This is a genomic window from Microcoleus vaginatus PCC 9802, from assembly GCA_022701275.1.
Classification (GTDB): Bacteria; Cyanobacteriota; Cyanobacteriia; order Cyanobacteriales; family Microcoleaceae; genus Microcoleus; species Microcoleus vaginatus_A.
On the sequence record CP031740.1, the window covers coordinates 4088703 to 4103943 of the forward strand.

7 protein-coding genes are annotated in these 15241 nt (G+C 43.7%); 2 read left to right on the forward strand and 5 right to left on the reverse strand.

The window, feature by feature from the left end:
• Positions 1 to 284: 284 nt before the first annotated feature.
• The 4 genes from D0A34_16635 to D0A34_16650 all read right to left on the reverse strand — a co-directional run bounded on the left by D0A34_16635 (position 285) and on the right by D0A34_16650 (position 10069).
• Positions 285 to 2180: an ABC transporter ATP-binding protein gene (locus D0A34_16635; GenBank protein UNU20282.1), complete on the reverse strand. Its 1896-nt coding sequence runs from the start codon at positions 2178 to 2180 to the stop codon at positions 285 to 287.
• Positions 2181 to 2334: 154 nt separating this feature from the next.
• The gene (locus D0A34_16640) at positions 2335 to 6267 is read right to left on the reverse strand and encodes a WD40 repeat domain-containing protein (protein UNU20283.1); all 3933 of its coding nucleotides are present in this window, start codon (positions 6265 to 6267) and stop codon (positions 2335 to 2337) included.
• Positions 6268 to 6736: 469 nt separating this feature from the next.
• Positions 6737 to 9073, reverse strand: coding sequence for a DUF4968 domain-containing protein (locus D0A34_16645; GenBank protein ID UNU20284.1), 2337 nt, complete (start codon positions 9071 to 9073; stop codon positions 6737 to 6739).
• A gap of 636 nt (positions 9074 to 9709) precedes the next feature.
• Complete coding sequence (locus tag D0A34_16650; protein ID UNU20285.1) at positions 9710 to 10069, reverse strand: group 1 truncated hemoglobin; 360 nt, start codon at positions 10067 to 10069, stop codon at positions 9710 to 9712.
• 634 nt (positions 10070 to 10703) lie between these two features.
• Here D0A34_16650 and D0A34_16655 point away from each other — a divergent pair.
• Positions 10704 to 11315: a 2OG-Fe(II) oxygenase gene (locus D0A34_16655; GenBank protein UNU20286.1), complete on the forward strand. Its 612-nt coding sequence runs from the start codon at positions 10704 to 10706 to the stop codon at positions 11313 to 11315.
• A gap of 57 nt (positions 11316 to 11372) precedes the next feature.
• Here the strand turns inward: D0A34_16655 and D0A34_16660 are convergent, their stop codons facing one another.
• Positions 11373 to 13154, reverse strand: a complete 1782-nt coding sequence (locus tag D0A34_16660) for an SWIM zinc finger domain-containing protein (GenBank protein ID UNU20287.1) — start codon at positions 13152 to 13154, stop codon at positions 11373 to 11375.
• A gap of 424 nt (positions 13155 to 13578) precedes the next feature.
• On the opposite strand from D0A34_16660, the gene D0A34_16665 reads away from it, so the two are divergent.
• Positions 13579 to 14829: an alpha/beta hydrolase gene (locus D0A34_16665; protein ID UNU20288.1), complete on the forward strand. Its 1251-nt coding sequence runs from the start codon at positions 13579 to 13581 to the stop codon at positions 14827 to 14829.
• Positions 14830 to 15241: the final 412 nt, after the last annotated feature.

Genomic DNA, 15241 nt, shown 5'->3' on the forward strand with positions numbered 1-15241 from the left:
AATTTTCTCAAAAAGATCGCACGCTCAGAAACGGGGTTTCTTCCGATATTTCTCGTGCGAGGCCGAAAATTGTCGCAGAAACCCGGTTTCTCGCCACGCAGCTAATTCCAGGAACCGGGTTTCTTCCGATATTTCTCGTACTCAACTGAAAATAGTCGCAGAAACTCGGTTTCTCGCCACGCAGCGACACAAATGCGAGCGTTAGGGCTGGTTTATATAGATTGTTTGTGGGAATTCAAGATGGTTGATGAACCCGCCCCTCCGGTAATTCTGTTGATTTCACTCTAAATATAGCTACTAGCTTGACGTGTGAACATTGAGCAGTAAATTCCGTTTGATGCTATCAATTCGTCGTGAGTTCCTATTTCTGCTATTTTACCGTTTTCCATGACGGCGATACGATCGGCTATTTTTGCTAAGCCTAATCTGTGACTGATGACTATTGTTGTTTTCCCGGCGGCTATTTGGCGGAAGATGCTGTAAATTTCGTGTTCTGTCTTGGGGTCTAGGGCAGCGGTTGGTTCGTCAAAAATTAGCACTTCGGCTGTAGAAAGCCGCATTAAGGCGCGGGCGATCGCAATTCTTTGCCACTGTCCCCCCGATAAGTCTATGCCGTCTTCTAATTGTTTCCCCAACGGAGTCTCTAAGCCTGCGGAAAGACTATTGACTTTTGCGCTAATTCCTGCTTCGGAAATAGCTTCGTTAATTGCGGTGTCATCCGACAGTGAAAGCAAGTCGCCGAAACCGACGTTTTCGCGGACTGTCGAGGGGAAACGGGCGTAATCTTGCATAACGACGGCGATGCGCGATCGCACGTATGCTAGAGAGTACGATCGCAAATCTTTGCCATTCCAGTCGATCGTACCACTTGTCGGGTCGTACAGGCGGCCGAGGAGTTTGCCAAGGGTTGTTTTACCCGCGCCATTTTCACCGACAAGCACTAGCATTTCCCCCGGATTAATGGTTAAGTTGATATCTTCGACCGTGCTTTTATTACTACCGGGATAGCAGAAAGATAGATGCTTAATCTCGATGCCAATTTTATCTTTTGGGGGGCGGGAATCTTGCCCGCCATCTGGTAAACTAGGCAGGCGAGATGCTACATCCACAAGCGGCGACTGCAATTCTGGTTTGAGTTCCAAAAGTTGAAAAATCGGACTAACGCCGAGGGAAATATCGTACAAATTAGTATAATTGCCAATCAATAATTGCAAACTTTGCTCCACCTGGACAATCAAACCCGAATAAAGCGCCAAATCCCCCAAAGTATAGCGCCCTCCCAAAGCTCCCATTACCACATAAACAAAGGGCAAAGCTACTCCTACTCTACTAAACACTGACCAGAAAAGTACAACAATTGCTCCTTTTTTTCGGATGCGTTGCATCTCGCTAAAGAACTGCACAAACTGACTTTGCCAGCGTTTGAGCCAAAGTTCCTGCAAGCCAAACAAACGCAATTCTTTAGCGTATTCTTCCCCGGTCAATACTCTAGCGGATAAGTTCATCTCGCGGCTGATTTTAGCTTGCTTTCTTTGAACTCTCCAGATGATTCTGCTATATTTTCTTTGGATGTAAATTGAGGGAGATGATGAAATCAGCATCAGGAGTGGCACCCACCAAGCTATGGTAGCAGCAAGGCTAATAGATGGAATAAATATAAAAATTCCCGTGATGGTCATGCTGAGGGTAAATGCTAGTTGCTGTATTTTGGTGACTCCGGTTTTTGCGAGTTCTACTATATTTAATAGTTCGGGGTTTTCAAAGAGGGCGATATCGTCGAAATTGGCGACTTTTTCCAGGACTTTTCCTTCGACAAAGCCTTGAACGCGATCGCGCAAAGATGTCGCGGCAAAGGAACTCATTGTTTCGAGGGAGTCGCCGATTAACTTGAGACTTAAGACTCCGGCAATACTCCACAGCAGTATTGGCCGGGAAAGCATCAAAGCAAAGGGCTGTGCTGTTTGGGTTTGCGATAGCAACCGAGATACTTCATCAATGATTAATTTATCTAAAAATAGCACGGCAGATGGGGCAGCACCGCTGATAATGTTGAGTATTATTAAATTGCGGAGTTCTATTGGTGCGGCTTTGATTATCAGGCCCAAGCTGCGCCACAAAGCTTGGAAGGTGGTAATTTGGATGGGTTGCATAGTTTGTGGGTAGGTGTCGGGTCTACTCATCCCCGGAGGTATATTATAACAGTATTTATTAACTGTTTGCCCAGCATTTAAAATTAAATATCTTAGTTAGTTTACTCTGTTAATTATGGAATTTTATTCGTCAATTAATTTTTCATTACTCCATTATATACTCGAAAAAGTTCCTAGCATCTATCTAATTTAAATAATCATCATGATCGAGTACATCATTAATACTATAACCATCGTAGTAAAAAAGCGGGCTTCTTCTGTAAAACCACTCCTCGCTTTTATTCGTCAAATAAAGGTAATCAAAATAATTATTATTTTGATAAAAATTTATTAAGCTATCGGTATCATTTTCAAAAATATAGTCATCAAAATCATTGTCATCAAAATAATTGTCTCCGAAGATATCGGTATCATCCTCAAAATCATTATCTTGTTCATCATCTTGTTCATGATCCGGATCAATTTTATCTCTAGGCTTGGGGTCAAGTAGAGATGTTAATACATTTATAAATGCAGAATCATAAATCTCTCCCAAATAGGCCGTTATTGTAACTTGACCTATACTTTTTCCAGCGATAAATTTACCATCTGAATTTATATTGCCACTTGTTGCACGCCAGATGATATTCCCAGGCATCATCAGATCCCCTTGCTGATCAAATCCTCTAGCAGTAAAAGTTAAATTATGATTAAGCTTAAGTTGTACTTCTTTAGGATAAATTTCTAATCGTCTCAATACAGGAACTACAATAACTTCAACAGAAGCACTAATCTTAGCTGCATTAATAAATAGTTGATCAGCCAAGTCGAGAATCCGAGCGACAATCTTAAAGATGTTTTTCTGTAACCATGCTTCTATATCAAAACCAAGGATATCGGTTTCTTCATTTGTAAGATCTGTTTCTGTATTTTCTGCTTGTTCTGCTTGTTGACCAGTCGTAAAATTACTTTTTATAAGCTCGACAGCCGACTTGAGGATGAAATTACTTGGGGTAGAATTAACAAATGAAAATACACGATATAAAAGCCTCATGTATATTCCCAATATTAAGAGTTTAGCCCTTACCCCAGATTCCGATATTTCAGTAACATTAGCTGTTACCTTAAATGTACCTTTCGCATTATTATCGGCAGTAAAATTACCGTTTTGGTCAATTTTTCCACCTGTTGTTTCCCAAGATATTTTTCCAGTATCTATTCGATTGCCATATTGGTCTAAGCCTACTGCTGTAAATTTTTGGCATTCACCAGGCTTGAGCTTTACTACTTTTTGAGGATAAATCTCTAATCGTCTTAAAACTGGGAGCAACGTAACTTTAACTGATTGAGTAATTCCTTCGACTGTAGCATTAACCGTAACTTCACGCTTTTCATAACCTCCTATAAAAGTTCCATTGCCGTTAATTCTCCCCCCTTGGGTACATTGCCAATATACTTGATGAATCTGTATTGGTTCATCTTGTTGATCAAATCCTATAACATCAAAAGTGAAATCTTCTTCAGGTTTAAGTGCTGCTTCATTGGGAAAAATAGATAATTCTCTCAATACAGCAATCACTGTAATATCAGCAAAGGTACTGATATTGTATTCCGTGGAAGTAACTGTTACTCTAAACTTACCTTTAGCATTTATGTCAGCTATAAAATTGCCATGTTGGTCAATCGTACCACCTGTTGCTTGCCAAACTATCCGCCCAATTGCGATATCACGATCCCACTCATCTAAACCCTGAAGCTGGAATTTTTGATGTTGTCCAGGCTCTATTTTTACTTCCTTGGGTGAAATTACTAATGTCGTTAGTTTTGGCGGTTCAACTACAGTGACATCGGCAGAAATGCTGATTTTACCCAGAGTGGCAGTAACAGTTATTTTCTCTTCTTGATAACTAGCGCGGAACATTCCATTATTCAGAATTGACCCGCCCGTTGTACTCCAAGTTATTTGTCCAATATTTATGTTGTCACCATACTGATCCTCACCTTTTACTCGAAACTGAAAACTCTGCCCAAACTCTAATTGATCTATTGAGGATGTAATAATTAGTTGTGCTAGCTTCGGAGGTGCAATAATCCTAATTGGGATAACTCGACGAATTGAATTGACTGAAGCTATAATTTCAAAGTTATCTTGATTTTTTCCAGCTACGAAATTGCCATTTTGGTCAATCCTTCCACCGCCACTACTTACTGACCAATTAATTTGTCCAGTTTGTATATTGTTACCATACTGATCAACTCCCTTAACTTGAAACGGAAAGCTCTGACCAAACTCTAATTGAGGTATTGAAGATATAATAATTAGTTCTGCTAGTCTCGGAGGTTCAATAATCGTAATTGGAATAACTCGACGAATTGAACGGACTGAAGCTATGATTTCAAATTTACCCTGCTTGCTTCCAGCTATAAAATTGCCATTTTGGTCAATGCTTCCACCTCCGCTTACTTCCCATAATACAGTTTCCTGCATGGGATTTCTGCGTTGATCTAAAACTTGTGCTGTGAATGGTTGCGTTTTACTAAACTCTAAAGTAATACTAGAGGGAGTAATAGAAAGCTGAGTGATTATAGGACGCTGAATAATAGTAATTGTGACATAAGTCTCAAAAATGCCTATCTTTGCTTTGACTTCAAATCTTCCTTCCCTTTGACCTGCTGTAAATAAACCCTGTTCGATTTTACCGCCAGTAGTTTCCCATATAATATCTTGAGCGTTAAGGTTCATTTCTCTATTATTTTGGTCTAAACCTTGAAGAGTAAAATGCTGCTCTTGACCACACAATAGTGTTTGGAAAATTTCAGAAATAACAATTTTGCTTAGTTTAGGATAAGAACATCCTTTAATAGCATGAAGTGGTTTTCCGGTTTCTGCCTCCAACAATGTTACCCAATCTTTACCTGCGACAGCAAGAGTTTTTCCATGAGAGCTAATTGCTACAGAGCTAATAAAACCAGACTCTTCTGGTAAAGAATAGATGATTTTATTATAATTATCTCGTAAATCAAATATTTTAATGTTTTTGGAAAAGCCTACTACAAGTATATTTTGATTTACATGATAAGCTAGAGAATTAATTGATTGATTGTGAGAGTAAGTATTGGTGCATTCTAAATTTAGAAGAGGTAGTACAGAAGCATCTCCATTATCTGCTGCAGCCACAATAATTCTACCTAAAACCCAAGCCCCTACAGCTATAGGCCCTCCTAATGAAAATCCTGCTATAGTAGCTGCTACATCTACTAAACCTTTACCCAACACTGAACCTGATTGATTTGAAGACTCTTCTTTAGTTTTGGATTGCCAAAATTTGATAGCCCCATCACGACTTCCACTAATTAAGGTTGTGTTGCCTGAAGTAATACTTAAAGATTGAATCCAATCCGAATGCCCTTCAATACTGCGTATGAGTTGACCGCTATCTAAATTCCATAATGTAATTTTATTATTAGTGCTTCCACAAGCGATGACTTTTCCATCATGGCTAATACATAAACTCAAAACACAAAATAGTTCCTTTTCATTTTTTAGGGTTTTACTTAGCTTACCTGTATTTAGCTCCCATATTTTGATGGTTTTATCTGCGCTACCGCTAACAATTTTGCCGTCAGCAGCGATAGCAACAGCAGTAATCCAACTAGAATGACCATTGAGCGTCCGAATAACCTGCCCTGTTTTTAAATTCCATACCTTAATAGTTTTATCTGCACCTCCGCTAACTAATATACTTCCACCAGGACTAATAGCCACAGACAAAACCCAGTGCGAATGTCCTTCAATACTACGAATCAGTGCCCCTGTTTGCAAATCCCATACCCAAATTTTTTTCCAACTCCCTCCTACTAAAATAGTATTGCCTGGACTTATTGCTAGACAAGTAATAACATCGGTTGGGCAAGTTGTTAAGTTTTCGGGTGTATTTCCCCTCAAATAATAATTCTCACCCCGAAAAACTCTGTAGGCAAATTGTTTAACTCTGTCTGATTGATCTTTGATTGACTGTTCAATCAATAGTTCTAAACCTTGTTGACCATAATTGAGAGTCTCTGATAAAGCAGCGAGTCTTTCTTGCTCACTTTGACTAGATAACTGCTTCTTAACTTCTTCAATTCTTGTAGACATTCTATTTCTCTCCCAATCATTACTTTTCTGATTTTTGGGCAGCGACAAGCAACAAATTAGCTAGGTGATAGGGTTCTCCCGTAAATGTGGTGCTCATAAAATCTCATCTAACTGGGGTGGTTAGGCACGGGCAATAACGGATAGCGTCAAAACAAATAATTAATTTGCAGTGCCGTAACCCACCACCGCCAAATCTGTAACATTAACCAACATTTTTCACCATCAAACTGAAAAAGCTGATGATATTAATCTCTCTATCTAGGTACACCCTGCGGGAAGCACACTCTTGGAGAGCGCACCTACCCATTCAAACTACCCGCCCATTGCTGATGAATTCGATCGCACCACACCGGAATCAGAGACTCACCTATTTTCCATGATACGATCGCCCTTTCCATCTCAAACTCTGCCAGATCGAGCGATCGCCCTGAACGAATCCCACCATAGCATAAACCGCTTTATGCCAAAGTTATCCAAATGTCAAACGCCGCGCCGTACCGTCATCTGTAAATCGCTGTTCGCCAACGCCAACAACTTCCACAATAACTTCGCGTTCAGAAATCGAAAATTGGCCCTCCCGCGCGGCAATTTCAACGATGATTTTTTCCTCTTCCAAATACACTTTGTAATTAGTAGTTGCCCAGACACCTTGTTCGTGTTCAAAACTGTGTCCGTCGTCCTCATAAAGCGTCCATTCACCGCTTCCGGGCCAAATTCGCATTTTCAATGACTCAAGCGGTTCTTCGCTGACAAATTGCCTCACAGGTTCCATCGCAATTATGCCCCCGCCCCGCACGTAAAGCGGCATTCTCTCCAAAGGTGCATAAGCTAAAATGTGCGTCGGGCCATGATAGCATTCGCCCGTCCACCAATCGTACCAAGTCCCCTCCGGCAAATACACGGCGCGGTGTTCAACTCCCGGCCGGTAAACAGGTGCAGCCATCAGCGACGGGCCGAGCAATACTTGATCGTAAAGATGATAAGTTGCCCGATCGCGCGGAAATTGATATAGTAACGGTCGCAAAATCGGTGTTCCCGTCGTCGCCGCTTCCCAAAACAACGTGTAAATATAAGGCAACAACTGATAGCGCAAATTCATGTATTCGCGGCAAATCTTCTCAGTGCGATCGCCAAAAACCCACGGTTCGTGTTGGGCCGTATTTATCGCCGAATGACCGCGCATCAAGGGATACAGCATTCCCACCTGCATCCACCGCGCGAACAATTCAGCGGTTGCATTCTCCGCAAAACCCCCGATGTCGCAACCGACAAACGCCACGCCGGAAAGCCCCATATTGCAAAGCATCGGTAGCGACATTTCTAAGTATTCCCACTGCGATAGATTGTCGCCCATCCATACCGACGAGTAACGCTGAACGCCGGCAAAACCCGATCGCGTCAGCACAAAAGATCGCTCGCCCGATCGCACTTTTTGCAACCCTTCCGAACAAGCTTTCGCCATCATTAAACCATACAAATTGTGCGTTTCCGCGTGGGTGGCGCCCTCGGATTCCGGGCCTTGCGGTGCATCCAGCGGAAACCAGACGTGTTGGTGGCCGTCGCCAAAAGGCCGTTCTGCGATCGAAGGTTCGTTCATATCGTTCCAAATCCCCGCAACGCCCATATCTGTAAGGTTTTTGTGCAATTCGCCCCACCACTGGCGCACCTCTGGCCGCAGGAAGTCTGGAAACACCGCTTTTTCGGGCCAAACGTAACCGTGGAATAGCCTTCCCTCTGCGGTGCGGACGAAATAGTCATTTTCCACACCCTGATCGAATACTTCATAATCTCCTTCCGGTTCGTACTTGACACCGGGATCGACAATCGTGACAACCTTAAAACCGGCTGCTTTCAAGTCTGCGAGCAGTTTCGCAGGATCGGGGAAACGCTTCGGGCTCCAGGTAAAAATGCGGTAGCCGTGCATATAGTCGATGTCGAGGTGGATGACATCGCAGGGAATGGCGCGATCGCGAAATTCCTTCGCCAACTCCCGCACAACGTCTTCGGAGTCGTAGCTCCAGCGGCATTGGTGGTATCCCAGCGCCCATTTTGGCGGAAGCGGCATCCGGCCGGTTAACTGCGTGTAGGTAGCAAGAATTTGGGCGGGTTCCGGGCCGTAAATGATGTAGTAATCGAGTTCCGGGCCTCTGGTTTCCATCCGCAAAACTCCCGGTTGTTCGGCGCCGATGTCGAATCGACTCCAAAATGTAGTGTTGAAAAAGAGGCCGTAAGCGCGATCGGGATTCAGGGCGATGTAAAATGGGATCGCCTGGTACATTTCATCGCTGAGGGAATTGTAGTCAAGCGCGTCTATTGTCCAGTGTGTCTTGACTTGGGAGAGTTTGTCCAGAAAGCCCGTGCGTTCCCCAAAACCGTAGAAGTGTTCGTCTGCTTCGATGCGTTTCCAGCCTGCGGTTGCGCCGGTGCGCCATCCCATACTAGGATCGCAGTCGCTAGCAAAGGGTTTTCCCGATTTGTCAAAGCATTCGATGGAAGCGCGATCGCGATTGACTGAAATCGTTATTTGCGCTGTTTCAATTTCTATTTTTTCGTCTGTTTCTCGCACTTCAAATGGTGTAATTTCCCACTCTTCGTCAGGGACAGTTATTGATTGCGATCGGCTTTTGAATTCACCTGTCGGGGACATTCGCACTCGGATCAAATTCGGCGCGAGGATGCTGAGGTTTAGGGAAGTTTCACCGCAATTAAAGTGAAAGGCGCGATCGGTTTTATTTATGGATTCTACCGAACCGATTGTTGACCAAGGCTGTTCGGTTTTTTGAAGTTTTCCGAAGTATTGCGGCATATACGATTGGGTAATTGGTAATTGGCAATTAGTAAACCGATCGTGCAATCCGCACTTGACTACCGTCATCTAGCTAAAGGATGAATATAACTTCTCAGCATTTCAAGTAAATGAACAAATGCGGTAAAATATACTTCAGCCATACCGTGGCTAGCCGAATAAGCTACTCTTAAAAATTAAATCGGTATCAATAAACCCAGTCAAAAAGAACTGACACCTTGCACCCTTCTCAATCAGGCTTTATGAACAGGCAAGATGCCTGTTCCACAATAAAATTTAGTCTTTGTGGAACAGGCATCTTGCCTGTTCTTGATAACGCCAGATGCCTGTTCCACAATAAAATTTAGTCTTTGTGGAACAGGCATCTTGCCTGTTCTTGATAACGGTGCAAGATGTCATAAATAACTTAAATTTGCTACTATATCGATCGCGATTGCTTCCCACAACTCCTACGGAATACCGATTAAATAACTATAGCAATGCTCGCATTAATTGTGAACTCTTCTCTTCCTGCGCCTCTTCGGGGTTCATTATATGCGGCAAAAAACAAAGTGGAGCTTTCGCTGCACAATTACGAAATCTCCACTTTTATCACTATTCTAGTGGGTGCAAAAACCCTGTTGTCTTCACTCCATTTTACTTGTACAAAACAGCATCTTTCAAAGTAGCGATCTTAGCTAGCGCTTTATCAAGGTCCTCTTGGGACGCGCCGTGGGCAATGATGGCATCGGTCAAATGCTTCACAATTGCATCAAAGTGTTCAGGCTGTAAATTCAAACCTGCGTGTGCTTTCTCCATTGAACGGCCTGAGTATTGCTGGGAGCCGCCAAGGGCATAAGAGATAAAAGCAGTTTGATGGCGGCGCTGCTTTTCCATATCTGTATGATCGAAGAAATGGCTCACTATCTCGTCAGCCAAAACATCGCGGTAAAAATCATCAACCATCTCTTTAATGGCTGACTCTCCACCCATTTTTTCGTACAATGTTGTTGGCATATCGTTTCAGTGACTTGTTTCTTTACTTAATCTTTAATTATAGCTGGCAGCTTTGCTTTTTTCCGATCGGTAAAATATTAATTTAATCTGAAATAATTACTTAGTAACTGTTGCGACTGGTGGTATTTTTTAGACCACCCTCTATTTGTCAACTTTATTAACGTTCTATCGCCAGTTAGATATTGTTGATCGCCCTGCCAGCAGTTTGACCTAATGCACGGATTGCTTGTTGTAGCAAGATGCTTCCGAAAAAGGCCCAACACGCATCTGTTTTCCAGCTAGCAAACTCAAGAAATTAGTGATAAACCAGAGGCCGGATGCGATCGCAATTTCCGCGATCGCCCCTGCAATTCCACCAGTTAAAATAAATGGGCGATCGGCGGCTGAGCGGCATCATGTATAATGGAATTGCAAATATAATCGAATCACCACAACGATCGCCTGTATACTGATATTCTGCCGTTGCTAGTCGGTTGCGACACTTCCGGGCGATCGCCCGCAGTTAAGAAAAACCTTTGATTTAAGTACGCGGACTTAAATCAACATTATGATATCCTCCGCCAGGAACGAAGCAATCCCAAGTCTGAGCGATTGCTGCATTTCTATCTGCTGTTTCCTTAAACTTTGATGATTTTTGAGTGCCTTGAAATACTATAGCCAACATCCTAACGCTTTCTCGATCGACTACCTCAACGACTTGCGAGGAGCAATTCTAGCCTCCCCTTATCTAGCAATCAACAACCTCAATCGCGATTTCATTGGCACAAAAGGGTTTTCCGTGGTGTTTCAACGTGCGGAAATCGCCGAAGTAGAACGGCGGTTTCCCTTGTTCAAACCCTATCTAGATCAAGCATTACAGCCTGAATGCAATGCTTTTTACCTCAACCCTTTGTTACTGGGTGAAGGTTCCCGCGTCGATCCGCATATCGATCGATCTTTGCGATCGTACTGCAAAACTGTTGAACCTCCCACAGCCGTCAGCGTTTTGTACGTGCAAGTACCGCCGAACTTGCAAGGGGGAGAGTTGATACTGCGGCGCAACAAACAGCAAGTCGGGCAGATTAAGCCGCAAGCGAACTCGCTGATCTATTTTCAAGGAGATTTGACTCACTCTGTCAACCCTGTTAAAAGTACCGGAACTCGTTTGAGTTTGGTTTGTGAACAGTACAGTTTGAGCCAAACAGAACTGCAAGATATTCCAGGATTCACCGTGGAATCTAGGGCCGTGAAAGCAAAAATTAAGTAAGGTTTATTCGCTCCTGGGTTGGGTCGCTTTCACTTGGGTTTACGGTAAACTTAAGGCTCAATCTAAATTGGGACTTTTGAGCATTTCCATCAACTTCCGCTTCCGACTGTGTACCTGCATCAGTTGAGAACGATAAGCAGACCACTGAAGATTTTGGCCCGTGTGTAAATAGGCAGCGCGGGCTTTTTCCAACCACTTAATCGCAAGAGTGTACTCGCTTGATTTCCCTTGATCCATAATCGATGCAGCACGCCGACAAGCATTGGCGATTACCCAATCGGGGCTGTGGCTGATAGCAGCCCCCATTACTCGGTGAATCAGTGCTGATTCGTAATAACCCAAGCCATCAGCAAGGGCGATCGCATCTTCAATCATTCCCTCATCCAGAAAAATATCAACCTTCGCGTTAGTGAAATTCCAAGTTTCATTACTTTTCAGAGTGGCTAACAAATCTGCTTTCAAAGTTGACCAACTATCTTTTGCTAACTCCTTCACTAAACTATAATCTCTAAAGGACGGTTGGATTTTAAATATCTGGATTCGAGCATTTAATGCAACTTCGTCTTCCCCCAACTCAACAGCAAGCTCACTCATCGATGTTGCCAGTTGGTAATGGCAATGACCTGACAAATTTAACCCAGCTTGACAAATTTTCAGAGCTTGTTCTAAGGCTCCCTGTTGCTTTAAAGTTTGAACGAGAGCCAAAGCATCTTCCGCTGATTGCATCTGGGTAGCAGCAGCTTCCACTGCTTCTTCTACTCTCCCCAAACGAGTTAACATCGTCAAGTATTGTTGAGTACAACCTTCTGCTTGGGCTAAGTATAAGTATTCTTGATCGCGTTCCTGGCGATCGAGGATTTGCAAGCGAATTAAGCTTAAGTCGTGAGCACAGTCTGGTGCGTCACCAGCCCAAACTCCTGACCCAGTAATGTTTCCTTCAAGTACCTGTTGGAGTAGGGGGTCATCCCAACCTTGGCGTAAAGCTTCCAAGCTCATGCTGAAATCACAATTCCATTCATCTTGCCAAGCTTCTAACATCACCTGGAGATCAATCTCTTCTTCAGCAGTTAGTTGAGCCGTCAAAATGGCTTCTGTCCAAGCTTCATTCAAAGCGTTAGCTATCTCATAATTTTCAGCGCCAAACTCTTCTACATCATCCCAATCTTCAACGCAGGCTGTGGTGATGGCTTCTAAAATTACTAAAGCGTTGTTGCCATCCCCCTGTTCGCTGAATTCCTGGGCTCGCTGAATTACATCTAAAAGTTCTTCTGAAATTGGGTCTTCTTCCTCCCATCCATCCTCGAAATAACGAACAGCCTCTCGCAAAATTCGTCGTACTTGGTGCCGAAAGGGAGCAGGATCGATGGAGGTGTGGCGGGGTGCTTTGGTAGGTTGGTTTGAAGGTGCAGGAATAGCACTTAAGTTAATGTATCGTTCGATCGCATCAATGAGTGATGGTTCTTTTTTTACTAAATGCTGTATTAATTGCTGGGTTTGTACATCGTTGAGGCGATCGAGCAATTGTTCCAGTGTCGGACCCTGCTCAATTATTTCTGGTTGCCGCAGACACAATAACAACGTCGCAACAATGTGTTTACACCACCCACCGTTATCGTAAGGACAGGTGCAGAATAATGTAGATGCTAATCCAGCATCATCAAAGGGCAGGGTAACACGGTAGGGTTCTACTTCGGAACCCTCCACTACTGCTTGCACCATATTGCCACGCCGGACTGCCCTAATAACATTGCCAGCTAAATAGTAAGCTTCACCCCGCTTGAGGGATTGGGCAGAGGTGTGATGCTCGATCGTTGTTTCACTGAGTTTAGGAATGGGCATGAGACTATGCCTCAGCAATTAAAGGATTAGACTCGATTTTACCTGAGAAATACACTTGGTCTACAATTTAATTGCGTCCCGATTTGAGGTTTCCATAAATTTTAATAATCTGTAAAAAACCCGGTTTCTCCACACCCGTGCCTAAGTGCTGTCTCTGTCTAACTACCAAAATCGGAATAATAGCCAAACTTTTGATGAGTAACAGCCCATACACCTAGTTTAGCGGGACAAGCTCAGCTTAAGATTCCCACAAACAGCGAACAACCCCAAAGATGAAAATACAACGATACAAAGCATTTTCGACCGACGTAGGATGTCGGAGTCAATGAAGCTGCTGGTTAGGTAAAATGCCAGAGGCGATCGACTCACCAATAAAACGGCCAGATTAATTTAAACTAATTAAAAATTAGGCTGCGAAAATCCGATGATCCACAAGAAGAACCGCAAAAAATTACCCTTATTAGCAGCGTTCTTAGTCTCGCAATTTATCCCTTGGTTCCTGAGTGCGATCGGGCTATTTCTCAGTCTCTGGGTAATCGTACCAGCACCCACGATGTTCCTGTACCCTTTGGCGGTGGGAGCACCAGAAATCAGTCCTTGGTTGGTCGGTATCAATACGATCGCCCTTCTGCTGAACCTGCTCAGACGGCATCAAGGTAAAGTCTACATTTTTTTACTGATTTGTAACCTGTTTGCCCTAATCCTGGGCCTGCTACCCCTGATTCAGTTTCCCGCAGCCAATGCAGCCATAGCTACCCAAATGCAAGCAGTTTTAGGGGAAAGCTATTTAGCAGCCGTTCCTCAAGCCGATCGCGCGCAGCTACGCCCTCAACCGTTTATCCTCGCAGATGCGTTCCGAGGAATTCCGATTAGAGACGTTAGGATCGATCGGGCTATTGGATTTGCCAACCCTGACGGAGTTTCACTGCAACTAAACCTTTATCGGCCGATGCAAATTGGCAAATATCCGGCGATTATCACCCTCTACGGGGGAGCTTGGCAAAGAGGCAATCCCGATTCCAATGAGGAATTCAGCCGCTATATGGCAGCCCAAGGCTATTGTGTTGTTGCAATTGCTTACCGCCACGCTCCCAAGTATCGATTTCCTGCTCAGCTTGAGGACGTACAAGCCGCTCTTTCCTATATCAAAACTCATGCTGGTGATTGGGAAATCGATCTCGATCGCGTTGCTCTGATGGGAAGGTCTGCAGGTGCCCATTTAGCAATGCTAACTGCTTATAATTCTAGTGTGCTTCCAGTTCGAGCGGTGGTGAACTATTACGGGCCAAATGACCTGCTTCGGGGATACAATGACCCACCTTTTCCTGATGCTATAAATGTTCGAGCCGTCTTGCGTGCTTTTCTGGGAGGAACGCCAGACCAACTCAACGAGCTTTACCGTCGGGCTTCTCCCATAAATTATATTAAACCGAATCTTCCCCCTTCTCTACTGGTTTATGCAGGTCGCGACCATATCGTTCAGGCTAAGTTTGGTCGATCGCTCTACGAACGATTTCGAGCCACGGGCGATCGGGCTATTTTGCTCGAAATTCCGTGGGCTGAACACGCCTTTGATGCAGTTTTTAATGGCCCGAGCAATCAATTAGCTTTGTACTACACAGAACGCTTTTTGGCTCATGCTCTGAAGTCTTCGGATTACCAACGAGTTAAATAAAAGTTTAAACTTTACTCATTTCTTCTCACTAAACGGCGTCTAAAACTGTCTGAACTATTGCTCTAAATCTCTTAATTTTAAATTCATAGAAATCCCCATTACTGTGCTGGGAAAATTTTGTGTTGCGGCAGAATAAAAGCTGACCCCGCCAACGGTGCGGCCACCACGGGGGGATTGCCCCTACAAATTTCATACCCAAATTCAGCAACGTCAAAGCGAGATCCCTTTCTTGGCACACTATATATAGTATCCCTGGGTAAGTCCTGTAAATGTACGATCGCCCCTCAGTTTCAGCGCCCCGCGTCCTGTTACACTGAAATCCTGCGGTTGTGTGCGATCGGTGCGATCGACCTTTCTGAAAAAAACATAAAAATCTGTAGCTTAGGATACATTTATTTGGTTAATGATTGTT

Bases quoted from the DNA above. Each gene is read 5' to 3' on its own strand.
- D0A34_16640 (UNU20283.1), bottom strand. From the start codon at position 6,267: ATGTCTACAAGAATTGAAGAAGTTAAGAAGCAGTTATCTAGTCAAAGT.
- D0A34_16635 (UNU20282.1), bottom strand. From the start codon at position 2,180: ATGAGTAGACCCGACACCTACCCACAAACTATGCAACCCATCCAAATT.
- D0A34_16665 (UNU20288.1), top strand. From the start codon at position 13,579: ATGATCCACAAGAAGAACCGCAAAAAATTACCCTTATTAGCAGCGTTC.
- D0A34_16645 (UNU20284.1), bottom strand. From the start codon at position 9,073: ATGCCGCAATACTTCGGAAAACTTCAAAAAACCGAACAGCCTTGGTCA.
- D0A34_16660 (UNU20287.1), bottom strand. From the start codon at position 13,154: ATGCCCATTCCTAAACTCAGTGAAACAACGATCGAGCATCACACCTCT.
- D0A34_16650 (UNU20285.1), bottom strand. From the start codon at position 10,069: ATGCCAACAACATTGTACGAAAAAATGGGTGGAGAGTCAGCCATTAAA.